Source organism: Ruminiclostridium herbifermentans (genome assembly GCF_005473905.2).
GTDB classification, from domain to species: domain Bacteria; phylum Bacillota; class Clostridia; order Acetivibrionales; family DSM-1351; genus Ruminiclostridium; species Ruminiclostridium herbifermentans.
In genome coordinates this window covers 3,593,944-3,612,459 of record NZ_CP061336.1, presented here as the reverse complement: position 1 = coordinate 3,612,459, position 18,516 = coordinate 3,593,944, and the positions used below count along the sequence as shown (strand labels likewise).

At 32.4% G+C, this 18,516-nt stretch carries 10 protein-coding genes; 6 read left to right on the top strand and 4 right to left on the bottom strand.

All coding sequences use genetic code 11. The annotated features are described in order from the left end of the window. The first annotated feature begins 147 nt into the window (after nucleotides 1-147). From EHE19_RS14440 to EHE19_RS14425, 4 genes are all read left to right on the top strand, one after another. Nucleotides 148-1,041: an ABC transporter ATP-binding protein gene (locus EHE19_RS14440; protein ID WP_137696819.1), complete on the top strand. Its 894-nt coding sequence runs from the start codon at nucleotides 148-150 to the stop codon at nucleotides 1,039-1,041. Beyond that, nucleotides 1,041-1,844, top strand: coding sequence for an ABC transporter permease (locus EHE19_RS14435; RefSeq protein WP_137696818.1), 804 nt, complete (start codon nucleotides 1,041-1,043; stop codon nucleotides 1,842-1,844). Before EHE19_RS14440 ends, EHE19_RS14435 begins: the two co-directional genes overlap by 1 nt. Nucleotides 1,845-1,891: 47 nt before the next feature. Next, nucleotides 1,892-5,125 carry a non-ribosomal peptide synthetase gene (locus EHE19_RS14430; RefSeq protein WP_137696817.1) on the top strand — a complete coding sequence of 1,078 codons (3,234 nt, stop codon included), beginning with the start codon at nucleotides 1,892-1,894 and terminating at the stop codon, nucleotides 5,123-5,125. 373 nt (nucleotides 5,126-5,498) lie between these two features. Beyond that, complete coding sequence (locus EHE19_RS14425) at nucleotides 5,499-6,281, top strand: S-methyl-5'-thioadenosine phosphorylase (RefSeq protein ID WP_137696816.1); 783 nt, start codon at nucleotides 5,499-5,501, stop codon at nucleotides 6,279-6,281. 749 nt (nucleotides 6,282-7,030) lie between these two features. Here the strand turns inward: EHE19_RS14425 and EHE19_RS14420 are convergent. Continuing rightward, complete coding sequence (locus EHE19_RS14420; RefSeq protein WP_137696815.1) at nucleotides 7,031-7,543, bottom strand: ferritin; 513 nt, start codon at nucleotides 7,541-7,543, stop codon at nucleotides 7,031-7,033. A 356-nt stretch (nucleotides 7,544-7,899) separates the two neighbouring features. Between EHE19_RS14420 and EHE19_RS14415 the strand changes: the two genes are divergently transcribed. Further along, nucleotides 7,900-8,163 (top strand): TfoX/Sxy family protein, encoded by a 264-nt coding sequence (locus EHE19_RS14415; RefSeq protein WP_137696814.1) that lies wholly within the window; start codon nucleotides 7,900-7,902, stop codon nucleotides 8,161-8,163. A gap of 802 nt (nucleotides 8,164-8,965) precedes the next feature. Next, entirely contained in the window at nucleotides 8,966-10,405 is a 1,440-nt protein-coding gene (locus EHE19_RS14410) for a cellulase family glycosylhydrolase (protein ID WP_137696813.1), read from the top strand. 168 nt (nucleotides 10,406-10,573) lie between these two features. Here EHE19_RS14410 and EHE19_RS14405 read toward each other — a convergent pair whose 3' ends face one another. From EHE19_RS14405 to EHE19_RS14395, 3 genes are all read right to left on the bottom strand, one after another. After that, nucleotides 10,574-12,508 carry a discoidin domain-containing protein gene (locus tag EHE19_RS14405; protein WP_137696812.1) on the bottom strand — a complete coding sequence of 645 codons (1,935 nt, stop codon included), beginning with the start codon at nucleotides 12,506-12,508 and terminating at the stop codon, nucleotides 10,574-10,576. Nucleotides 12,509-13,417: 909 nt separating this feature from the next. After that, the gene (locus tag EHE19_RS14400; protein WP_137696811.1) at nucleotides 13,418-15,391 is read right to left on the bottom strand and encodes an alpha-amylase family glycosyl hydrolase; all 1,974 of its coding nucleotides are present in this window, start codon (nucleotides 15,389-15,391) and stop codon (nucleotides 13,418-13,420) included. Nucleotides 15,392-16,036: 645 nt separating this feature from the next. Beyond that, complete coding sequence (locus tag EHE19_RS14395; RefSeq protein ID WP_137696810.1) at nucleotides 16,037-18,403, bottom strand: glycoside hydrolase family 9 protein; 2,367 nt, start codon at nucleotides 18,401-18,403, stop codon at nucleotides 16,037-16,039. Between the last annotated feature and the right edge of the window lie 113 nt (nucleotides 18,404-18,516).

The following is an 18,516-nucleotide window of genomic DNA, read 5'->3' as shown; positions in this document are numbered from 1 at the left end:
TAGAGTTTTTACATTGTGGGCAGTTACAAGAAGGATGCTTACCTCAGAGTAAGCTAGCAGTATTGCAGATGGTTTAAATGACAAGCTGTTACATAGTATAAAAGAGAAGGTTAAAATTAAAAAATGAGGATTGGTGATTAAAAAACGATGGGGAAAGCACGAGTAAGAATTGATAATTTGCGAAAGAGTTATGGAGATTATGTAGCTGTAGACAATATCAGTATTGAGGTAAATGAAGGCGAAATATTTGGATTGCTTGGACCAAATGGAGCAGGAAAGACAAGTTTACTTGAATGTGTAGAGGGACTAAGAATACCCGATAGTGGTACTATAGAAATATGTGGATATAATCCTATCAAAGATAGTGCAAAGATTAAGCAAGTTTTAGGCGTTCAACTTCAGTCTTCAGGACTACCTTCATCTATCACTGTCAAAGAAGCAATTGATTTCTTCGCAGCATGTCATAATGTTAAACCTAATCAAGAAATTGTAGAAAGGTTGGGATTGAATGAGAAGTTCCGCAAAAAATATAAAGACCTTTCAGGCGGAGAAAAAAGAAGATTAGTTCTAGCTTTGGCAACTATACATAATCCTAAAGTTCTTATTTTAGATGAGCCAACCGCTGCTTTAGATGTTCAAGCAAGGGTAGAATTACACGAGGTGATGAAAACTCTTAGCTGTAATGGTACATCAATCATTCTCGCCACACACGATATGGCAGAAGCAGAAAAACTTTGTAGTAGAATACTTATTATGATGAAGGGCAAAAAGATAGTGGAAGGTACACCTAAGGAAATCACCGCCATGGGATCGAAAAATAGTAAGATTTTTGTACGTACTGTTGGAAATAGTCTGCAAAATTCTGATGGAGAGTGTGTGGATGATTATTATACATTTATTTCGAATATGCCAGGTGAAAAGGTATCTCAAATATTAAACCTTATTGAAAGCAATGGAGATACACTAGTAGACTTGAGAATTGAGCGAGAATCCCTTGAAGAGAAATTTGTTGAATTGACAGCTGGAAGGAGAAATGTATAATGATAGCGTTTGGTAAACATTTAGTTTTAAATTTTCTGTTTGGGATAAGAGAAAAGACATTACTTCTTATGAACTACCTTTTCCCTATTGTGTTTTACTTATTTATTGGAGGAATAATGCCACAAATTAATGGCGGTTCTACAGAAACACTTATTCCTGCAATGATAATATTTTCAGTAATAGTGAGTACTCTATTAGGTATGCCAAATGAAATAGTTAATTCACGTAATGATGGTGTTTATAGAAACTATAAGATAAATGGTATTTCTAAAATATCTACTTTATTAGTACCAGCTATTTCTACAGCAGTACATTCTTTTATAGTGTCTTGTATTATATTCTTTACAGCTCCTATGTTGTTTGATATAGAATCAAAATATAGCTTAATAAGTTTGTTAATTGTTTTCTTTTGTGTGTATATAACGTGTTCGGGAATAGCATTAATCATTGGAAGCATATCCGATAATACTTCAGTTACTGTGGTTTTGGCTCAGATTATATTTTTACCTTCTATGTTAATAGGAGGATTGATGATTCCAACAAGTCAACTACCTAAGTCATTAATCAAATTTAGCGAATTGTTACCCACGACGTATGCTATGGATTTACTAGAAGCATTAAATAATATAAATCCTTCAAAATACAGCAGCCTTTTAAGTATTTTAGTATTATTATCGGTGGGTTTAATCGGGTATATTGTTGCTAACTATTTGTTTAGATTTGATGTTACTGATAAATCAAAGAAGAAGATTATTGCATTATTTGTTTTATTGCCATTTGTAATAAACATATTATTTTTGTAACAATTAATATTAATGCAGAAAAGTATGAATTATAATGAGGTTTCTTTATGAGTAGAAAAGTTTTAGACAAATTCAAGGATATTAATGCAATCGTAGATTTGATTAACAAAACAGATTATAAATATGATAAGAGTACAAATATAGTAGAAATTTTTCAAAAATGTGCAAAAACATATCCTGATAGGTGTGCTATAAAATTCTATAACAAGAGTTATACTTATAAAGAAATTGATGAATTAACAGATATTATTTCAGAAAATATGATAAGTCAAGGCATTCAATGTGGAGATATAATTGGAATATATATGGAGAAATCTGATGAGTATATTATAGCTATATTGAGTATTCTTAAATGCAATTGTATATATCTCCCTTTAAGTAGAGTATATCCACTAGAAAGAATAATATCAATGTTACAAATAGCTCAGGCAAAAGCAATTGTTTTTGACAAGATTGAGAAAGAGGAATTGGAAAAACTTAATCTTCCTATATCATTTTCGTATAATTCACTAGTTGTACAAAAGCATACAAATTTAGTGAAGAAAATAAATAATAAATGTGGTTCTGCATACATATTATTCACATCAGGATCTACTGGAAAACCAAAAGGAATTGAGATTAAACAGAGCAGTGTAATTAATTTGGTAAATTCTATTAAAGATAAGGTATTGCATGACCAGCAGGTAAAAATTATTGGTGTTTTATCACCATTTGTTTTTGATGTATCTGTTGGTCAAATTTATTTAGCACTTTTGACAGGGAATACATTAGACATTATACCCGATGATATTAAAATGTCATGTGAGCTTTTTTATGAGTATTTGAGCAAAAGAAATTTGCACTGCTTAGAAATTACCCCTACCAGATTAGAAGCACAGCTTAATTATAATGAAACTATTAATATGCATAGCTTTCCACGATATTTAATTTCTTGTGGAGAGGCATTGCCGCTGGGGTTATGTAAAAGATATTTTGAATTAGTTCAAGGTAATCAGTATACTTTACTTAATTATTATGGTCCAACAGAAACGTGTGTCTATTCAACAGTCATGGAAATAAATGGTGATTCTGTGAGCGAAATGGATAGAATGCTAATTGGCAAACCGATTTATAATACACAGGTGTATATTTTAAATCAAAACCTAGAATTATGTCCTATAGGAGTAAAAGGTGAATTGTTTATAGGTGGTGATGGATTAGCAGTAGGCTATGTAAACCAACAAGAACTAACAAATAGAAGTTTTATTCAAAGTCCCTTTGATAAGAACAAACGAATTTATAAAACTGGAGACATAGCACAATATACTGACTCTGGAGATATTGAGTATTTTGGAAGAGTTGACGATCAGATAAAGTTAAGAGGTTTTAGGATTGAACTATCTGAGATAGAAGATATCATAAAAGAAATTAAGGGTATCACCTTAGCAAAAGCAATAGTAGTAAGAGAAAATGAGCAAGATGTCTTGGTACTTTACTATTTGGATAGAAATAATGTTTCTTATGAGACAATTAAAACGCATTGTAAAAAGTATCTTCCATACTACATGATTCCAAATTACTTTGTTCCAGTTAAAAATTTTGAATATACAGTAAATGGGAAACTTGATAAAAGCAAATTACCAGACTATAGGATATGTGCACTCAAAACAAATACAATATCCAAAGAATTTATTGTTGATCATTATTCTGAAGAATTATTAAAAATGTGTAAAGAAGTATTAAAAGTAAGGGAACTAACGTTATATGACAATTTCATTAGTATGGGTGGCGATTCTTTAGCTGCTATGACATTAAATTCGCAAATTAAAAATCATTGGAATGTCATGATTAGTATGATAAATATACTTAGTTGCGAAAGTATAGGCGACATAGCAGATAAAATAAGGCAAGAGGCTATAAAAGGAGAAAAGATTGAAAAATTGTCTATAGAAGGAGCGGATGAAGCCTTTGCTAATACAATGCAAAAAATCGTATTAGACTATGAAGCAAAATTAAGAAAAAGTGAATCAGATAATACTTCAGCAGATAAATGTAATATGATCTATGCTGTTAAATCATCTCTATATCTGAATGCAAGTTTGTTTGAAAACGCTTTAAAAAAAATGGTCTTAAGGCATTCCATGCTTCGAACAACTTTTTTCAAGGTCAGCAGTAAGTATAAGATGAAACGACACGATAATTGCACGGGATATTTTGAGTTTATTAAAGTAGAAGAAGACGTTGATACAATAGAACTCAAAAAATATGTTCAATATTTTGATGTGTCGAAACTACCTTTATTCAAGATAACATTATTTGAAGATACTAATTTGAATCAAATTATGTTGTTTGATTTTAATCATGCTATTTTTGATTTTATGTCTTTACGTATTTTTATTAATGATGTGTTTGCATATTACAACAACATTGAATTACCTAAGATAAAAAGAGATGTATACCACTACTATAATTCAGTATGTTTAAAGAAGAGTGAGGAAAGCATTAAATTTTGGAAAAAGAAGTTGTATAGAAGAGATCATCCGGTTTGTTTATCACCTGATAAGGGCGATAAGAAATTGATACTACATAATGATGATGTGGTATTGAAAAAAAAGTTTATTATTGAGAAAAGAACTTTGGACTTAATTCGAAACAAATGTAACGATATAGGCATTACAGAATATATTTATTTTAGTTCATCAATTATTCTTCTTTTAAGTGCTTTTGAAAATAAACGAGACATTATCATAGGTACAAATGTAATAGGTTGTGATAGAGAGCATATGTCTGAATTATCTGTAATTGGTTTATTTACTAAACTTGTTCCTATGAGGTGTAAACTTGACAATAAGCTTACAATAAAAGATATTTTAGTTGCTCAAAGTGAGGAGTTTTTAGATGTTCTAAAACACTCCGATTTGGAAATTGATGATATTTTTACAAGTATGGATATTAATGATATGGTACGAGGAGATTTGTTTAAAGTTATTTTTAACTTTACTTCAGATTATAATGTAAGAATTCCTTATGATAATAGATATATTCAAACAATTGAGTTAGGGAAAAATCCGGAGGGAACCCCAATATACTTTAGTTGTGTAACTTCAGCAGAGACAGTAATATTTGAACTTTCTTATATACAAAGATTATTTTCAGAGGACTTAATATTGAAAATTATTAATACATTAATTAATATTTTTCAATTGATGTCTCAAAATCTTCACATAAGTTTAGAGGAATTCATCAATAAAGTAGTGGGTATCGAAAATGAGAAAAACTGTATATTGGATAGCAAAGGCTAGAAGATAAATAGAAAAGTTAGGCGGAGTGGTTATCGGTATAATAATTTTTATTGAAATTACTTTTTTGTACGGTATAAATAAACTTAATGGATATGAAGTTCAGTCAGTAATATATACTAACAGCGGTATAAAGCTAACTTCAGGCTAGGAGAACTGACTTAAACAGAAGTAACATAGTATGTCCTAGAGTTCATAGCCATCCTCATAAGATTATTATTACACAAGCATTGATTAAATTCTATAGCTTGAATTTAGTTATCGAAGAGCAATATATTATTCCCAGTTAATTTGTGGATATTAGTCGAGCAAATCCGAGGTTTGTAACTGGAAATTATTAAACTTTCACAAAATTTATTATACGAGGAGAGAAAATATGGAAAACAAAGTTGATATAGGTGTGTTCGGAGGTTCTGGATTTTATTCTTTTTTAAAGAATGTAAAAGAAATAGAAGTTAATACCCCTTATGGAATGCCAAGTGACAAAATAGCAATTGCTGAATATGAAGGTAAAAGGATAGCATTTTTACCTCGCCATGGGAAAAATCATCAGTACCCACCACACAAAATACCTTATAGGGCAAACGTCTATGCAATGAAGCAGCTAGGCGTATCAAGAATCATAGCTCCTACTGCTTCAGGAAGCCTTAAGGCAAATATTAAGCCAGGGGATTTTGTAATATGTGACCAGTTTATAGACAGGACATGGGGGCGTAGTGACACATATTATGATGGTCCTGAAACAAAACACTTTAGTTCTGCAAATCCTTACTGCAAAGAATTAAGGGAATTAGCTATCGAGACTAGCAAGTCATTAGGGATTACGACTCATGAAAAGGGTACTGTTATTGTTATTCAGGGTCCTAGGTTTTCGACAAAGGCGGAAAGTAAATGGTATAGAAATATGGGCTGTGATGTTATAAATATGACACAATACCCTGAATGCTATCTTGCAAAAGAAATGAATATCTGTTATGTTAACATTTCACTTATAACAGATTTTGATGCCGGATTAGAAGGATGTGAGGGCATCGAGCCTGTTACGGAAGAAGAGGTATTCAGAGTGTTCGAGGAAAATAACGAAAAGCTAAAAAAAGTATTATTTGAAATGATTAGAAAAATGGATTGTAAGAAAGAATGCAATTGCGGAGGAGTATAGAGTGATACCTTTGAATTATGACAGCAGGAATTAGAGAAAATCGTGTCCAGCACCACAAAAGCTGAGGATGGTAAACTGTGGAGTTCTGCTGCCAATAATACTTGAATATGAATGATTTCTGCAATAGACGAATTGACTTTTATTCACTAATATTTTATGCAATACCAAAAAGTTGGTTAATCAAAATGTACTTCTTGTTACGTTAAGAAATATATATCTTTTAACTAGACAGGTAGGAAAACTTTCAACTTAAATAGGAGTAAAATTATGTTAACAAGATCGTCTGCTGTGTTATATAGCTAGATGGAAGAACATAATCTTTACTGATGTTATCAGGAATAATGAACAAAAAGCATAGAAGAGATTAAGGATACAAAAATTATATGGTTAGAAAGTAACTGAAAGAATTGTTTCAAAAATAAGAGAATGTAATAATAAAATATAGCAATAGCTATCAATCGACATTCAGTCAATAGATGGCTATTGCTAATTACACAATTGTTTATGCAATTTTTGAATTGCAACTGCTTACCCGGTTGCCATAAAACGGTAGACGGGTTTTTTATGAGTATTTTACTTTTTTACCTTTGATGTCTAAACCTTACCTGGTTCGATATCATCGAAAATTTAGCCGAAAGTAATTGGCTTCTTAAATTAGTTATCTAAGCTTAGAATTAAGGGTGTTTAACTATCAATTTATCATGGAGTTGTTTAATGTAATATTGCCTCATTTTCAGTAAAAGTACAACTTATAAAACCAATGATGGTGCAGTATAAACTCTAGCCCCAAGTTCTTGATTTAACATATATAAGCCTTTTGAATCGTTTCCAAACAATTCAAATTTGCTAATTAGGTCAGAAGAATTTTTTTCTTCTTCACCTTGCTCTTTAACGAACCAATCCAAGAATTGCATTGTACGGAAATCCTTCTGGGCATAAGCTACTGCATAAATATTATTAATTGAAGCTGTTACAGTCTTCTCATGCTCAAGAGTTGCTAATAGAGGGTCTTTATAGTCCTTATAATTGCTATCTGGAGCTGCAATAGCCGTTAAAACTACCTTTTCATCATTATTCAGAAGATAAGTTCTAAATAACATTGCGTGATCTCTTTCCTCCTGAGCTTGTATATAGAACCAATTTTCAAAACCATCAAGACTTTTATCAGCATAATACCCAGCCATATCAAGATAAAGGTAAGCAGAATAAAGTTCCTTGTTAATCTGTTCATTAATAAGTTTTGTAATTTCTGAATTTAACATAATAACCTCCTACGTTCCATTAGGGAACTAATTGTATAATATAGTTTTATTAATATAAACCTTGCAAAGCAAAATCCGCTTTACAAAGCTAAGCTTCGTTATTTATATTGTTTACATATGTAAACAATTATGAATTTTATAATATGTAATTATTTAATATATATACCCTAAAAAATTTACAGCTAACAACAAAATAATATTATATAATATATACATATAAATAATGGTCAATATTTCCTTTATATAAACAAAAAGGAAAAAATGATATGCAGTAATTGAGTGTTCTTTGCCTAGAACATGTTGAGTAGGGGCTTGAAGTAAACAGTAATTGAAGATTAAAAGAGGAGTGCGCTTAAATGAGTCAATTATCAAAATTACCTAACATTGGGAAAATACTAGAGCAGCAGCTAAAGGAAGTTGGCATAGATACTATTGAAAAGCTTCGTGAAACTGGGAGTAAGCAGTGCTGGTTAAAATTAAGAGAAATTGATGCTACTGCTTGCATAAACAGACTATATGCTTTAGAAGGGGCAATCCAAGGAATTAGGTGGCATTACCTTTCTGATGAAATAAAAAGTCAGCTAAAGGATTTTTATACAATGAACACCTCGTTAAAATAATCACATTAGATAAAAATAAATAACTCAACAATAAACAGCAGAGACAGAGCATATTTAAGGTCAAAGTAGAAAATGATATCCGTGTCAGCAGTTATAACAATAGCCATACTTTTGGCATTAAGGTTAACAGAGTAGAATTGTACGTATATCTAACAAATATTTTTTATACTAATTTGTATTTTAAATTTGAAAATTTATTTAAATAGTCGAATTTTCACTACTTTAATACCTTATCTACTTGAATATTATTACATAAAAACCTATAATATAAATAGAACATAAATACTGGGACAACTGTTTGCTTGTTATCTTTGATGAATCCTATATAAAGTTATTCTCGGCAAACTTGTACGTACGTGAGCAGAAGTTCTAGTAGGAAGTAACACTAATAATTTTGTAATTATCAAGTAAATGTGAATAGAGGAGGTGACATTAAAAAAGTACTGATAGACTAAATTGAATTCTAAGAGCATTTCAAAATGAAAAGTATTTTTATTTAAACTGTGTTTAAATTACAAAATTCCAGGGGAAATATAGGTTTTACCTATGTCATTTATTTTGCTAATTACTTTGTGAGAACTTGGTTTTTAGCATTAGTACGGTTAGTTCTGAAATTTGCATTTACTACATAATTTTTCACTTCAACTTGGTATTTGCTAATTATCTAGAATCTTTAGATAAGTGTTATTTCATTATACAAAAGATAAATTAAATAAAAAGTTATTTAAAAATTATTTAATAGTAAAAGTATTACTATTAATACAACATAGCAAAGCTATGAATATTGGGGAGGTATTATTAAATGAAAAGATGCACATCTTTACTATTATGTTTTCTATTAATTTTTACAGCATTATTGCCACTGCAGAATGCTAATGCATACGATGCATCACTTATTCCTAATCTTTCAATTCAAGATAAGAACATTCCGAATAATGATGCAATGAACTTTGTTAAGCGTTTAAGACTTGGTTGGAATTTAGGTAACACATTTGATGCTTTTAACGGTACAAATATTACTAATGATTTGGATTATGAAATATCATGGAGTGGTATTAGAACCACTAAGCAAATGATCGATGCAGTTAAAGCAAAAGGCTTCAATACTGTACGTATTCCAGTTAGCTGGAGTGTACATGTAACTGGCTCTGACTATAAGATTAATGAACAATGGATGAATCGTGTTCAAGAAGTAGTTAATTATTGTATAGACAATAAAATGTATGTAATATTAAACACTCATCACGATTGTGATAAATCAAGAGGATATTTCCCAAGCAGTCAATATTTGGATAGATCAAGAAATTATATAACTAAAGTTTGGGCACAGATTGCTGCTAGATTTGCAAACTACGACGAACACCTTATTTTTGAAGGCATGAATGAGCCTCGTCTTGTAGGACATGCTAATGAATGGTGGCCTGAACTAACAAATGCAGAGGTTAGAGATTCTATTAATTGCATTAATCAACTCAATCAGGATTTTGTAAATACAGTACGTGCAGCAGGTGGAAAAAATGCAAACAGATATCTAATGGTTCCTGGATATGTTGCATCTCCAGATGGAGCAACAAACGATTATTTCAGATTACCAAATGATTCAGCTAATGGTAAGTTAATAGTATCTGTACATGCATATTGCCCATGGGAATTCTGTGGATTAGCAATGGCAGAAGGTGGTAAGAGTACTTGGAATTTATATGATTCAAAAGATCAAAGTGAAGTAACTTGGTTTATGGATAACGTTTACAACAAGTACACTAGCAGAGGAATTCCAGCAATAATCGGTGAATGTGGTGCAGTAGATAAGAACAATCTTAAGACAAGAGTAGAGTATATGTCATACTATGTTGGACAAGCTAGAGCACGTGGTATAGTTTGTGTATTATGGGATAACCATAACTTCTCAGGTACTGGAGAATTATTTGGTTTCTTAGATAGAAGAAGCTGTCAGTTCAGATTCGAAGAAATTATTGATGGAATGGTTAAATATGCTTTCCCACCAGTATATGAGCCTGATCCAGATCCAGACCCAGATCCAGTAATAAAATATGGTGATTATAATAATGACGGTTATATTGATGCAATAGACTTTGCTAGATTCAAGATGTATTTATTGGATCCAGCTCATACTTACGAACCAGTGTTAGACCTAAATCGTGATAATGCTGTAGATGCAGTAGACTTTGCAGTTATGAAGCAATATTTACTTGGAATTATATCTACACTTCCAACTAAATAATCAGTATTAATAGTAATATTTTAAATGCAGCTAAGTTTGATTAATATAAACTGCTATTAAATAAAAAACCTTTCCAAATGTTAAAAATACGTTGGAAAGGTTTTTTTAATGTAATACCAAAACAACCGATAGAATAAATGTCGGATATTCTGTAATTATCATTGTTTATTAATTCGAAGAGTATGGTAATTTTGTAATTGTCCCTAATAGATACATCTTAAGGGTTGCAAAATCAAGTGCATCTATACTATTGTCAAGGTTTAAATCATATATGTACATATCTGCAGGGTCTATAGGATCTCCTTGCATAAGAAGCTTTTTCAAATGAGCAAAATCAAGTGCATCAACAGCGCCATCTTTGTTATAATCTCCGCATGAATAATTAGAACTTCCTACTGGGGTTGTATCTCCAATTGCAACAGCAAAGACAGGATCGACTCCTCCATCAAAATCAAGAGTAAACTTTGCTGTTCCTATTGGTAAAGAGGACATATACTTATTTGTAAATGTAAGGGTATTGTCTGTTAATGTATAATCTATGTTAGGCACTAAGGTGTAATCACCTGTTGTAATTTTTATAAGAGTATTGGCTTTAGGGTTTATGATAATAGAAGGAGCAGCTTGGTTTGCTGGATTTTTATCATAAACTGCTACTGTAGGTGATATTGAAGCACTTAACTCAGATTCTGGACCATATACACCAATCTCGAAAATTGAGAAAGGCCAATCGTATTTATATCTTTGTGAACAGTAAATTCTCAAATAACGTCCTGAACCATTAAGGCTTATTGTTTCTGTCTTACCAGTTCCGTTGTATTGTGTGAATAGGTCTGTCCATGTAGTTTCATCATCTGAAACCTGAATCTTGTACTGAGTTGCGTATGCAGCTTCCCAAACGATTATTAGCTTGTTAATTTCAGTTTTTTTACCAAGGTCGACATACACCCAATTGTTGTCTGATACGGATGAAGCCCATCTTGTACCTTTGTCTCCATCAGTAATATTGCTGCCAGAATAAAGAGCGCTTTCTACAGAGGAAGCCTTAACTGGTTTATTTAGTGCTAAGTTTCCTGCTGGTAAAGGTTCTTCAGGTAATACAGGGGGAAGGTTTGCAAGCATAGATGCTGGTCTTTTTGCAATTTTGTTAATACTGTATGGACTTGTCATGCATACTTCTAAGCCCCAGCCTTGTAGTGTGGCAAATGTGCCGTCAGTAGTCATATCTAAAAATGTCTGAGGGTTATTTCCAGGACCCCATGACCATGGGAGATAGCCTATTTCATTTTTATAGCATTCTTCAATAATAACCTTATAAGGAATTTTTCCTGATTCCGTTTCATCCCATATGTGACCAAACTCACCGACAATCAATGGTAATTCCATTTGTACTGACTGTGCAATTTCATCTCTTACCCTTTGGTCTGTATAGCCATACATATAAGGCCACCACATATGTACTGAAAACATTACATTTTTATCAGGGTCAGCAGCTATAATGTCAGGACCACAGCTTTGAAGAATATCAATATCCTGACCGTATCTAGATGCGTCAATTATCAGTGGAACATGGATACCTGCTGCTCTCATTGTTTTTACATGCTTAGAATAGTCTGCCGTAAATGTAGCTGCAGAAACATCATTTCCTACTTCGTTTCCTATGTTAATTAGCAAGTATTCCTGATGTTTTTTTATTACTTCAAGAATATCTGGTCTTACCCAGTAATCAACAAGGTATTGCAGTTTGTGCCATTCTCCAGTTGCATCGTGAAGTTCTACCATTGGAATCATGTGTTCTGCACGACAATTGCGAATAACAGTATCCAATTCTTCTGCTGTACCTTCTGTTGTCCAAACAATTCTGACGGAATTAGCACCAGTTTTAGCTATTTCAGAGAAGGATGGAACACCGTCTTTATCCATCCAAATAATCATTTTATTAATACCATAAAGAATTACTTTTTCGCCTGCTTTATCATAAAGAAATCTTCCTTTGACTCTGAAACCGGGATATATGGAATCAGTTTCTGCGGAAGCATGATTAGATAAAGGCGTCAGTATAAAAAATAATACTAAAGCTGATAATAAAAAATAAAGTTTCTTCATTACTTTTCGTTCCTTTCTTTAACAAGTTAATATGTTTTTTCACGTTCCAACTATCAGTTTGTATAGTATAGTTGATTTAAAGTAATATTACTTAACCTCCTTTCTTTTAGCAGTGAGTATTTAAAATTTTATATGTAAATATAACTAAACCTTGCTGTTGATAAGTTGAGCACCTATAATTCAACCGGGAAAGTTGAATTGCTAATAATATAATTAATAAATGAATAAACTTGTGAAGGGGTTAATATAATTTCAATTGCATAATGTGTCATAATTATGGATTAATTAAAATATTATATCATATTATATATTATAAGTAATATTATTACATATTACAAGTAATATTATTTAGGTTTGAGTGTAATATTATTACATGTGTTTATTTTGACAAATTTCAGCTTATTAATGGGAAGTTAACATCATTATATTTATACACGAAATGAGCAAATAAAAAATCAACAAATATCTTGTAAGTAGCCCATTTAGATAAGATAGTGCGGGAGTACTTGTTCTGCACTGCAGTTATTTAAGCGTCAATTTCAGTAGAAAGCAATAGATATATATTGCACGGTAGTACTATTTAAATGTCGATTTACAACAGCTCCGCGTAGAAATAAAGCAAGGATGCTGAAGGTAAGCGGTGGTATAATAAACTATGATGAACCACTGCAAGTTCAACAAATATATTGTAAGTAGCCTATTTACATAAGATAGTGCGGGAGTACCAGTAAACTAGGATTATAATTTAACATGCAAGATTTATAAAATAATAAACAAAACGTGTAAACTTAAATTAAAATAGATAATAATAATAGATAATAATATAAGAATCCCCCTATAAATACACATAAAGCATATTTTAGGGGGAATTTAACTTTGCAAAAACAATATTTTGGTCTAAAATTCAGTCTAAATTTCAGGATGGAAGTCCTTTTTTAAATATTCAATTACAACTGCTGTTCTTCGGTCTACAACAACACCATTTTCTATAAGCAGACCTTCATTCAAAGATTCTTCCACAAAGCCTCCAAACTGCTTCCATGCGCTATGGAATACAATTTTAAATAAAGAAGTGTCCTTTAATTCATGGACATAGCTGTTCTGAGGATGGAAATTAAATATAAACGTAAAATATCCTTTAGTAAATGCTATTATTTTACTGAATTCATTTACATATAACAAGCGAACAGGCTCAAGGTATATTTCATTGTCTGCTATGAAACTTAGCATTGCTTTGTCAAAATTATTTAGATATTCATATTTCAAAAATGGGTTATCTACTAAACTCCATTGACGCCTTGCATATTTATAGCTCCAGCCATTGCCTTCACGTGGGAAATCAATCCATTCAGGATGTCCGAATTCATTACCCATAAAATTTAAATAGCCGTCCCCACCAATGGTACATGTAATAAAGCGAAGCATTTTGTGTAAGGCGATAGCTCTGTCAATACCTTCGTTAATTGAGGCTTTATCCATATGAAAATACATTTCTTTATCAGCCAGCCAAAATATTATAGTTTTATCTCCCACGAGAGCCTGGTCATGAGATTCTGTATAACCGATTACTTTTTCTTGAGGTCTGCGTGTTGTTAACTCATACCACAATGTTCCCATATGCCAATAGTCATCCGGAGTCTTCATCATTTTAATGATATAATCAGGCAGCCCCATACCCAATCTGTAATCAAAGCCTATTCCGCCTACTGCAATAGGCAAGCACATACCAGGCATTCCGCTCATGTCCTCAGCAATAAGTATACAATTAGGATTTACTTCTTTAGCAACTTCTGTAGCTAGCTGAAGGTATGTTATGGCTTCAAGATCGGTACTCATTGAAAAGTACTTTTCGTAATTATCAAAAGCAGTTCCTCTGCCGTGATGATGGTATAGCATAGAGGTAACACCATCAAAACGAAAACCGTCCAAATGATATTCTTCTAACCAATATTTGATATTGGACAGCAGAAAATGCTGAACCTCTGGTTTTCCATAGTTAAATAGGCGAGTATTCCAATCAGGGTGATCACCTTTACTGCCATGATGGCAAAATTGATAATCAGTTCCGTCAAATTCGGATAATCCTTCAACTGTATTTCTTACAGTATGAGAATGAACTAAATCCATAATTACCGCTATACCTAAGCTATGTGCTGCATCTACAAGAGCCTTGAAGTCTTCAGGCGTTCCAAAGCGGGAGGAAACAGCGAAAAAGTTTGATACCTGATATCCAAAAGAACCATAATATGGGTGTTCCATAATAGCCATAATCTGAATTGCAGTATAGCCAAGTTTTTTTATACGAGGTAAAACATTTTCTACAAACTCAGAAAAAGTAGATACATCTTCTTTTTCTCCAGACATACCAATATGACATTCATAGATGTATAGGGGCTGCTGGGGTCTAAAGCCTGCATCATGCCATTCAAACTTTTCGGGAGGATACCATATCACTCCATCAAAATTTCTTGATTGGGGATGCTGAATAATTCGTTTGCAATAAAGTGGTATGCGATCATATGTAGTATTGTTGGCCTTTAATTTCAAACGAACTCTAGATTGGTGTGGAATTTTGCCTTTAACAATCAATTCCCAATTACCATTTGGAAGCTTTTTCATCTTGTGTGATTTTTCATTCCAATCATTGAAATCTCCTATTAATGATATCTCTTGTGCATTTGGAGCCCACTCCCTATAAACCCAGCCATTTTCTGTTGGGTGAAAACCATAATAAAGATGACCATTAGCAAAAGACGAAAGTGATTTATTGTCTTCAACTAACTTGTATCTGACTTTCTTGTAACGATCCATACGCAGCTCAATGTCACTGGCAAAAGGTCCTAGAAAGGGGTCAATTTTCAAAATCCCGTATTCTTTAGTCATTTGTACTCATCCTTATCTTATTTTATTAACATAGCAGAGTTGGGTGTTCTGCCAACTTGCGCTGTTTATTAACACATAGATTTATCTCTACTTGATAAAATACAATTATTTTTATACCTCTTTGGTAACATTCAATAAAGCAGAATATTATGTTTTGGCTAACATTAATTAATCAAACATTTTAATTTTATCTATAACAAGATAAAGCTAAACTCATAACATTTAATGTTATTTGTATAGATAATAGATATTATGAGTTTTTAAGTTGTTTATTTACTATTAATAATATACTAAAAGTTGTAAAAATGAAAGTATAGATATCTCCAAAAATTTGAAAGGCTTAAAATTCAATTAAATTGAAACATTATATTTAGAAAATAATTCCTTAAAATTGTAAATATTTAATTATGGACAAGTTAAAAGTAGTTTAAAATATTATTAAAATTCAAAATTTATAAATAATACTTTGAACTTGTTTTTATTGAATATGAAGAATTATTAAGAAGAAATATTTAGAAGAATTAATAAGACATATGAGTTAATAGATGAAATGCCATTATGAACACATATCAAAAGCAGATATTTATATAATAAAGGCCAATAACCGTAAATCCGGTTATTGGCCTTTGCTAAGGTGTGCCTAATTTATACACCTAACAATTGCTTCTTTAACAACGCGAAATCTATTGCATCAACAGAACCATCATCATTCATGTCTGCTGCCTTTAATAAATCTCCAGTTAGTAGCTTTGTACCTAAAAGGTGCATTTTTAGTGCTGCATAATCTAAAGCATTTACTTCTTTATCACCATTTAAGTCACCCTTTAAGATTTCTGGATCAGTAGGAGGGATACTAGTTTCAGGCCTACTTCCGTCTGGTTCGATACCTCCAACAAGAACACCATTATCATAAACACAGATGTAATCTGTTCTTGCAGGTACACCTTTCCAGTTATCATCAGTAGTATTCAGATCCTGATGGCTCCAGTCATCATCAGGATTCCAGTAGTTCTGCCAAGCATAGGTACCAAGTGCAAGCTGATATTTTTTATTGGAACCAGCAATTGGGTATCCATCCCATGTTACTTCGATATAGTAGATATTGTTTTCGCCTAATTTTGAACTTTCATATTTAAATGGACCTGTAAGAACGCCATCAACACCTTCGCCGCCTTCTACATATGCTTGGTCATATAGTTCTCTCAATTCCATTTGGTTAGGATGAAGAGATGTCATTCCTGTAGCATCAAAGAAATATCTTACAGAAATTTTTTCTGAAGCTTCGCTTACATTTTTAGATTTTACATATATAGTTATTTCAGTGGCTTTTGGACCATCATCCTGTACAATATCCTTACAGAAACCTTCTACCCAATATTCAGGAACTAATGGGTGTTCAGGATCTCCATTTCCAGGTAGTGGAGGGAAATCAGGAGTGATTTGCATTGATGGGTCTGCAAAGTAACGGTAAAGACCTGCACAAGCACCAACAAATGCAGCATTATAGTCAATAGTTACCTCGTTGTAGATATAATCTGATGTAACATCTATATGTTCGTCATTTGGACCAGGACCACCAACTAATGCACCGTAAAGTACATACTTGTGTGGATCAGGATCTTCACATCTTGATAAGCCGGAAGCTGCTCTGTGATGAGGATACTTAGCTGAAATATCACTATATCCTACTATATAACAACGATTCATTGGGTTATCACCCATCAGATAATTCATTTGAGATTTTGCCCATTCACTATATTTAGAAGGTTTATCGCCATGGTGCTTGTCATATACTAAAGCTATTAGCTGAGTAGCAGTGTTATATCTAGCTGAACCCCATTGATTGAGGAAGGAGTACCCAGCTGGTGTTATTTGAGGAGTTCTGCCTGTCATCCAATTATCAACAGTTTTTGCTATTTCAGCCCAGAAATCTATAGTTTCATATGGACTCTTATTAGAAGCTTTTCTATATCTGTCTTCAAATGTCTGACTGTCTTTGTCATATAAATCGTTTATTTCAGCTAAAATACATGCTGTACCAGCCCAAACATCATTCCAGCAGTGTGTCCAGCAAGAAGGTGCATAATAATCATAATATTTAAAAGTTTCGTCAAGATAATGATCATCTTGTGTAGCTAAATATAGCCATACAGCTGCCCAGCAATAATCATCCTGCCATTTTAATGAACCATAATAACCTTTTGGTCCATCTGCATTACATTCCTTAACAGGGCTGCTCTCTGCAAAATCAAATAAAGCTTTTGCATATTTAAGGTTTTGTGCTGCATACTCAGGGTCTTCATCCTTAAAATTCATGTAGTTTACAGCAAGAGAAGCTGCTGCTGCAGTAACAACGTCAGTTGAAGGTAATTCCGAAGTTGCAAACCAGCCTCTTCTGAACATTTTATCAATTTCAGGAGCCTGCCAATAAGCGTGGTCAACGTCACCGTCACCTACCTGATAGCAGAAGGCTACAACTTTACCTGATTTGTCTAAGAAAGTACATCTCATAAAATAATCATTGAAATATCTTAATATTGTTTTAGCATGTGCATCCTGCTCTGTAGCTTCATACTGTTCTCTGAATTCATAAAAGCCCCATCCTAATGTGGAACCAGAATATGCTTCTGGCATACCAAATTTTACATGGTCACCAGCATCGTGAAAACCGCCTGAAACGTCTACAGTACCATCTCCGTCAGGGTCAAGAACATCTTTGTTTGCAGCGATAAAGCTTGCTGACATATTTGTATTTGTAGGATCTAACTTGAGCTTCGCGTCGTATGTATGACAGTCTTTTCTCCATACATATAGATTATTTTCATCAACACCAGTACCACACATATTAGCATCATAGAAGAATTGTGAGTACTGTAATGCTTTTGCATAGTTAAATTCCAAATCAGCAGCACTTACATCTATTGTCCCAGCTGGGCTAATTAGCAAACCTAAGACAATAGCACTTATAATAGAAGTGCTTGTAAGTTTGGATAAGATCTTTCTCATTTTCATAAATTTCCTTCCTTTCTTAATTTTCTTTATTTCATTTCTATATTTCATTTAAAATATAGCCGAGTACTAATAAGTTCTTGTTAGATTTATTGGAATTCTAGCTTCATTACATA

Bases quoted from the DNA above. Each gene is read 5' to 3' on its own strand.
- EHE19_RS14415 (WP_137696814.1), top strand. From the start codon at position 7,900: ATGAGTCAATTATCAAAATTACCTAACATTGGGAAAATACTAGAGCAG.
- EHE19_RS14405 (WP_137696812.1), bottom strand. From the start codon at position 12,508: ATGAAGAAACTTTATTTTTTATTATCAGCTTTAGTATTATTTTTTATA.
- EHE19_RS14430 (WP_137696817.1), top strand. From the start codon at position 1,892: ATGAGTAGAAAAGTTTTAGACAAATTCAAGGATATTAATGCAATCGTA.
- EHE19_RS14435 (WP_137696818.1), top strand. From the start codon at position 1,041: ATGATAGCGTTTGGTAAACATTTAGTTTTAAATTTTCTGTTTGGGATA.
- EHE19_RS14440 (WP_137696819.1), top strand. From the start codon at position 148: ATGGGGAAAGCACGAGTAAGAATTGATAATTTGCGAAAGAGTTATGGA.
- EHE19_RS14400 (WP_137696811.1), bottom strand. From the start codon at position 15,391: ATGACTAAAGAATACGGGATTTTGAAAATTGACCCCTTTCTAGGACCT.
- EHE19_RS14420 (WP_137696815.1), bottom strand. From the start codon at position 7,543: ATGTTAAATTCAGAAATTACAAAACTTATTAATGAACAGATTAACAAG.
- EHE19_RS14425 (WP_137696816.1), top strand. From the start codon at position 5,499: ATGGAAAACAAAGTTGATATAGGTGTGTTCGGAGGTTCTGGATTTTAT.
- EHE19_RS14395 (WP_137696810.1), bottom strand. From the start codon at position 18,403: ATGAAAATGAGAAAGATCTTATCCAAACTTACAAGCACTTCTATTATA.
- EHE19_RS14410 (WP_137696813.1), top strand. From the start codon at position 8,966: ATGAAAAGATGCACATCTTTACTATTATGTTTTCTATTAATTTTTACA.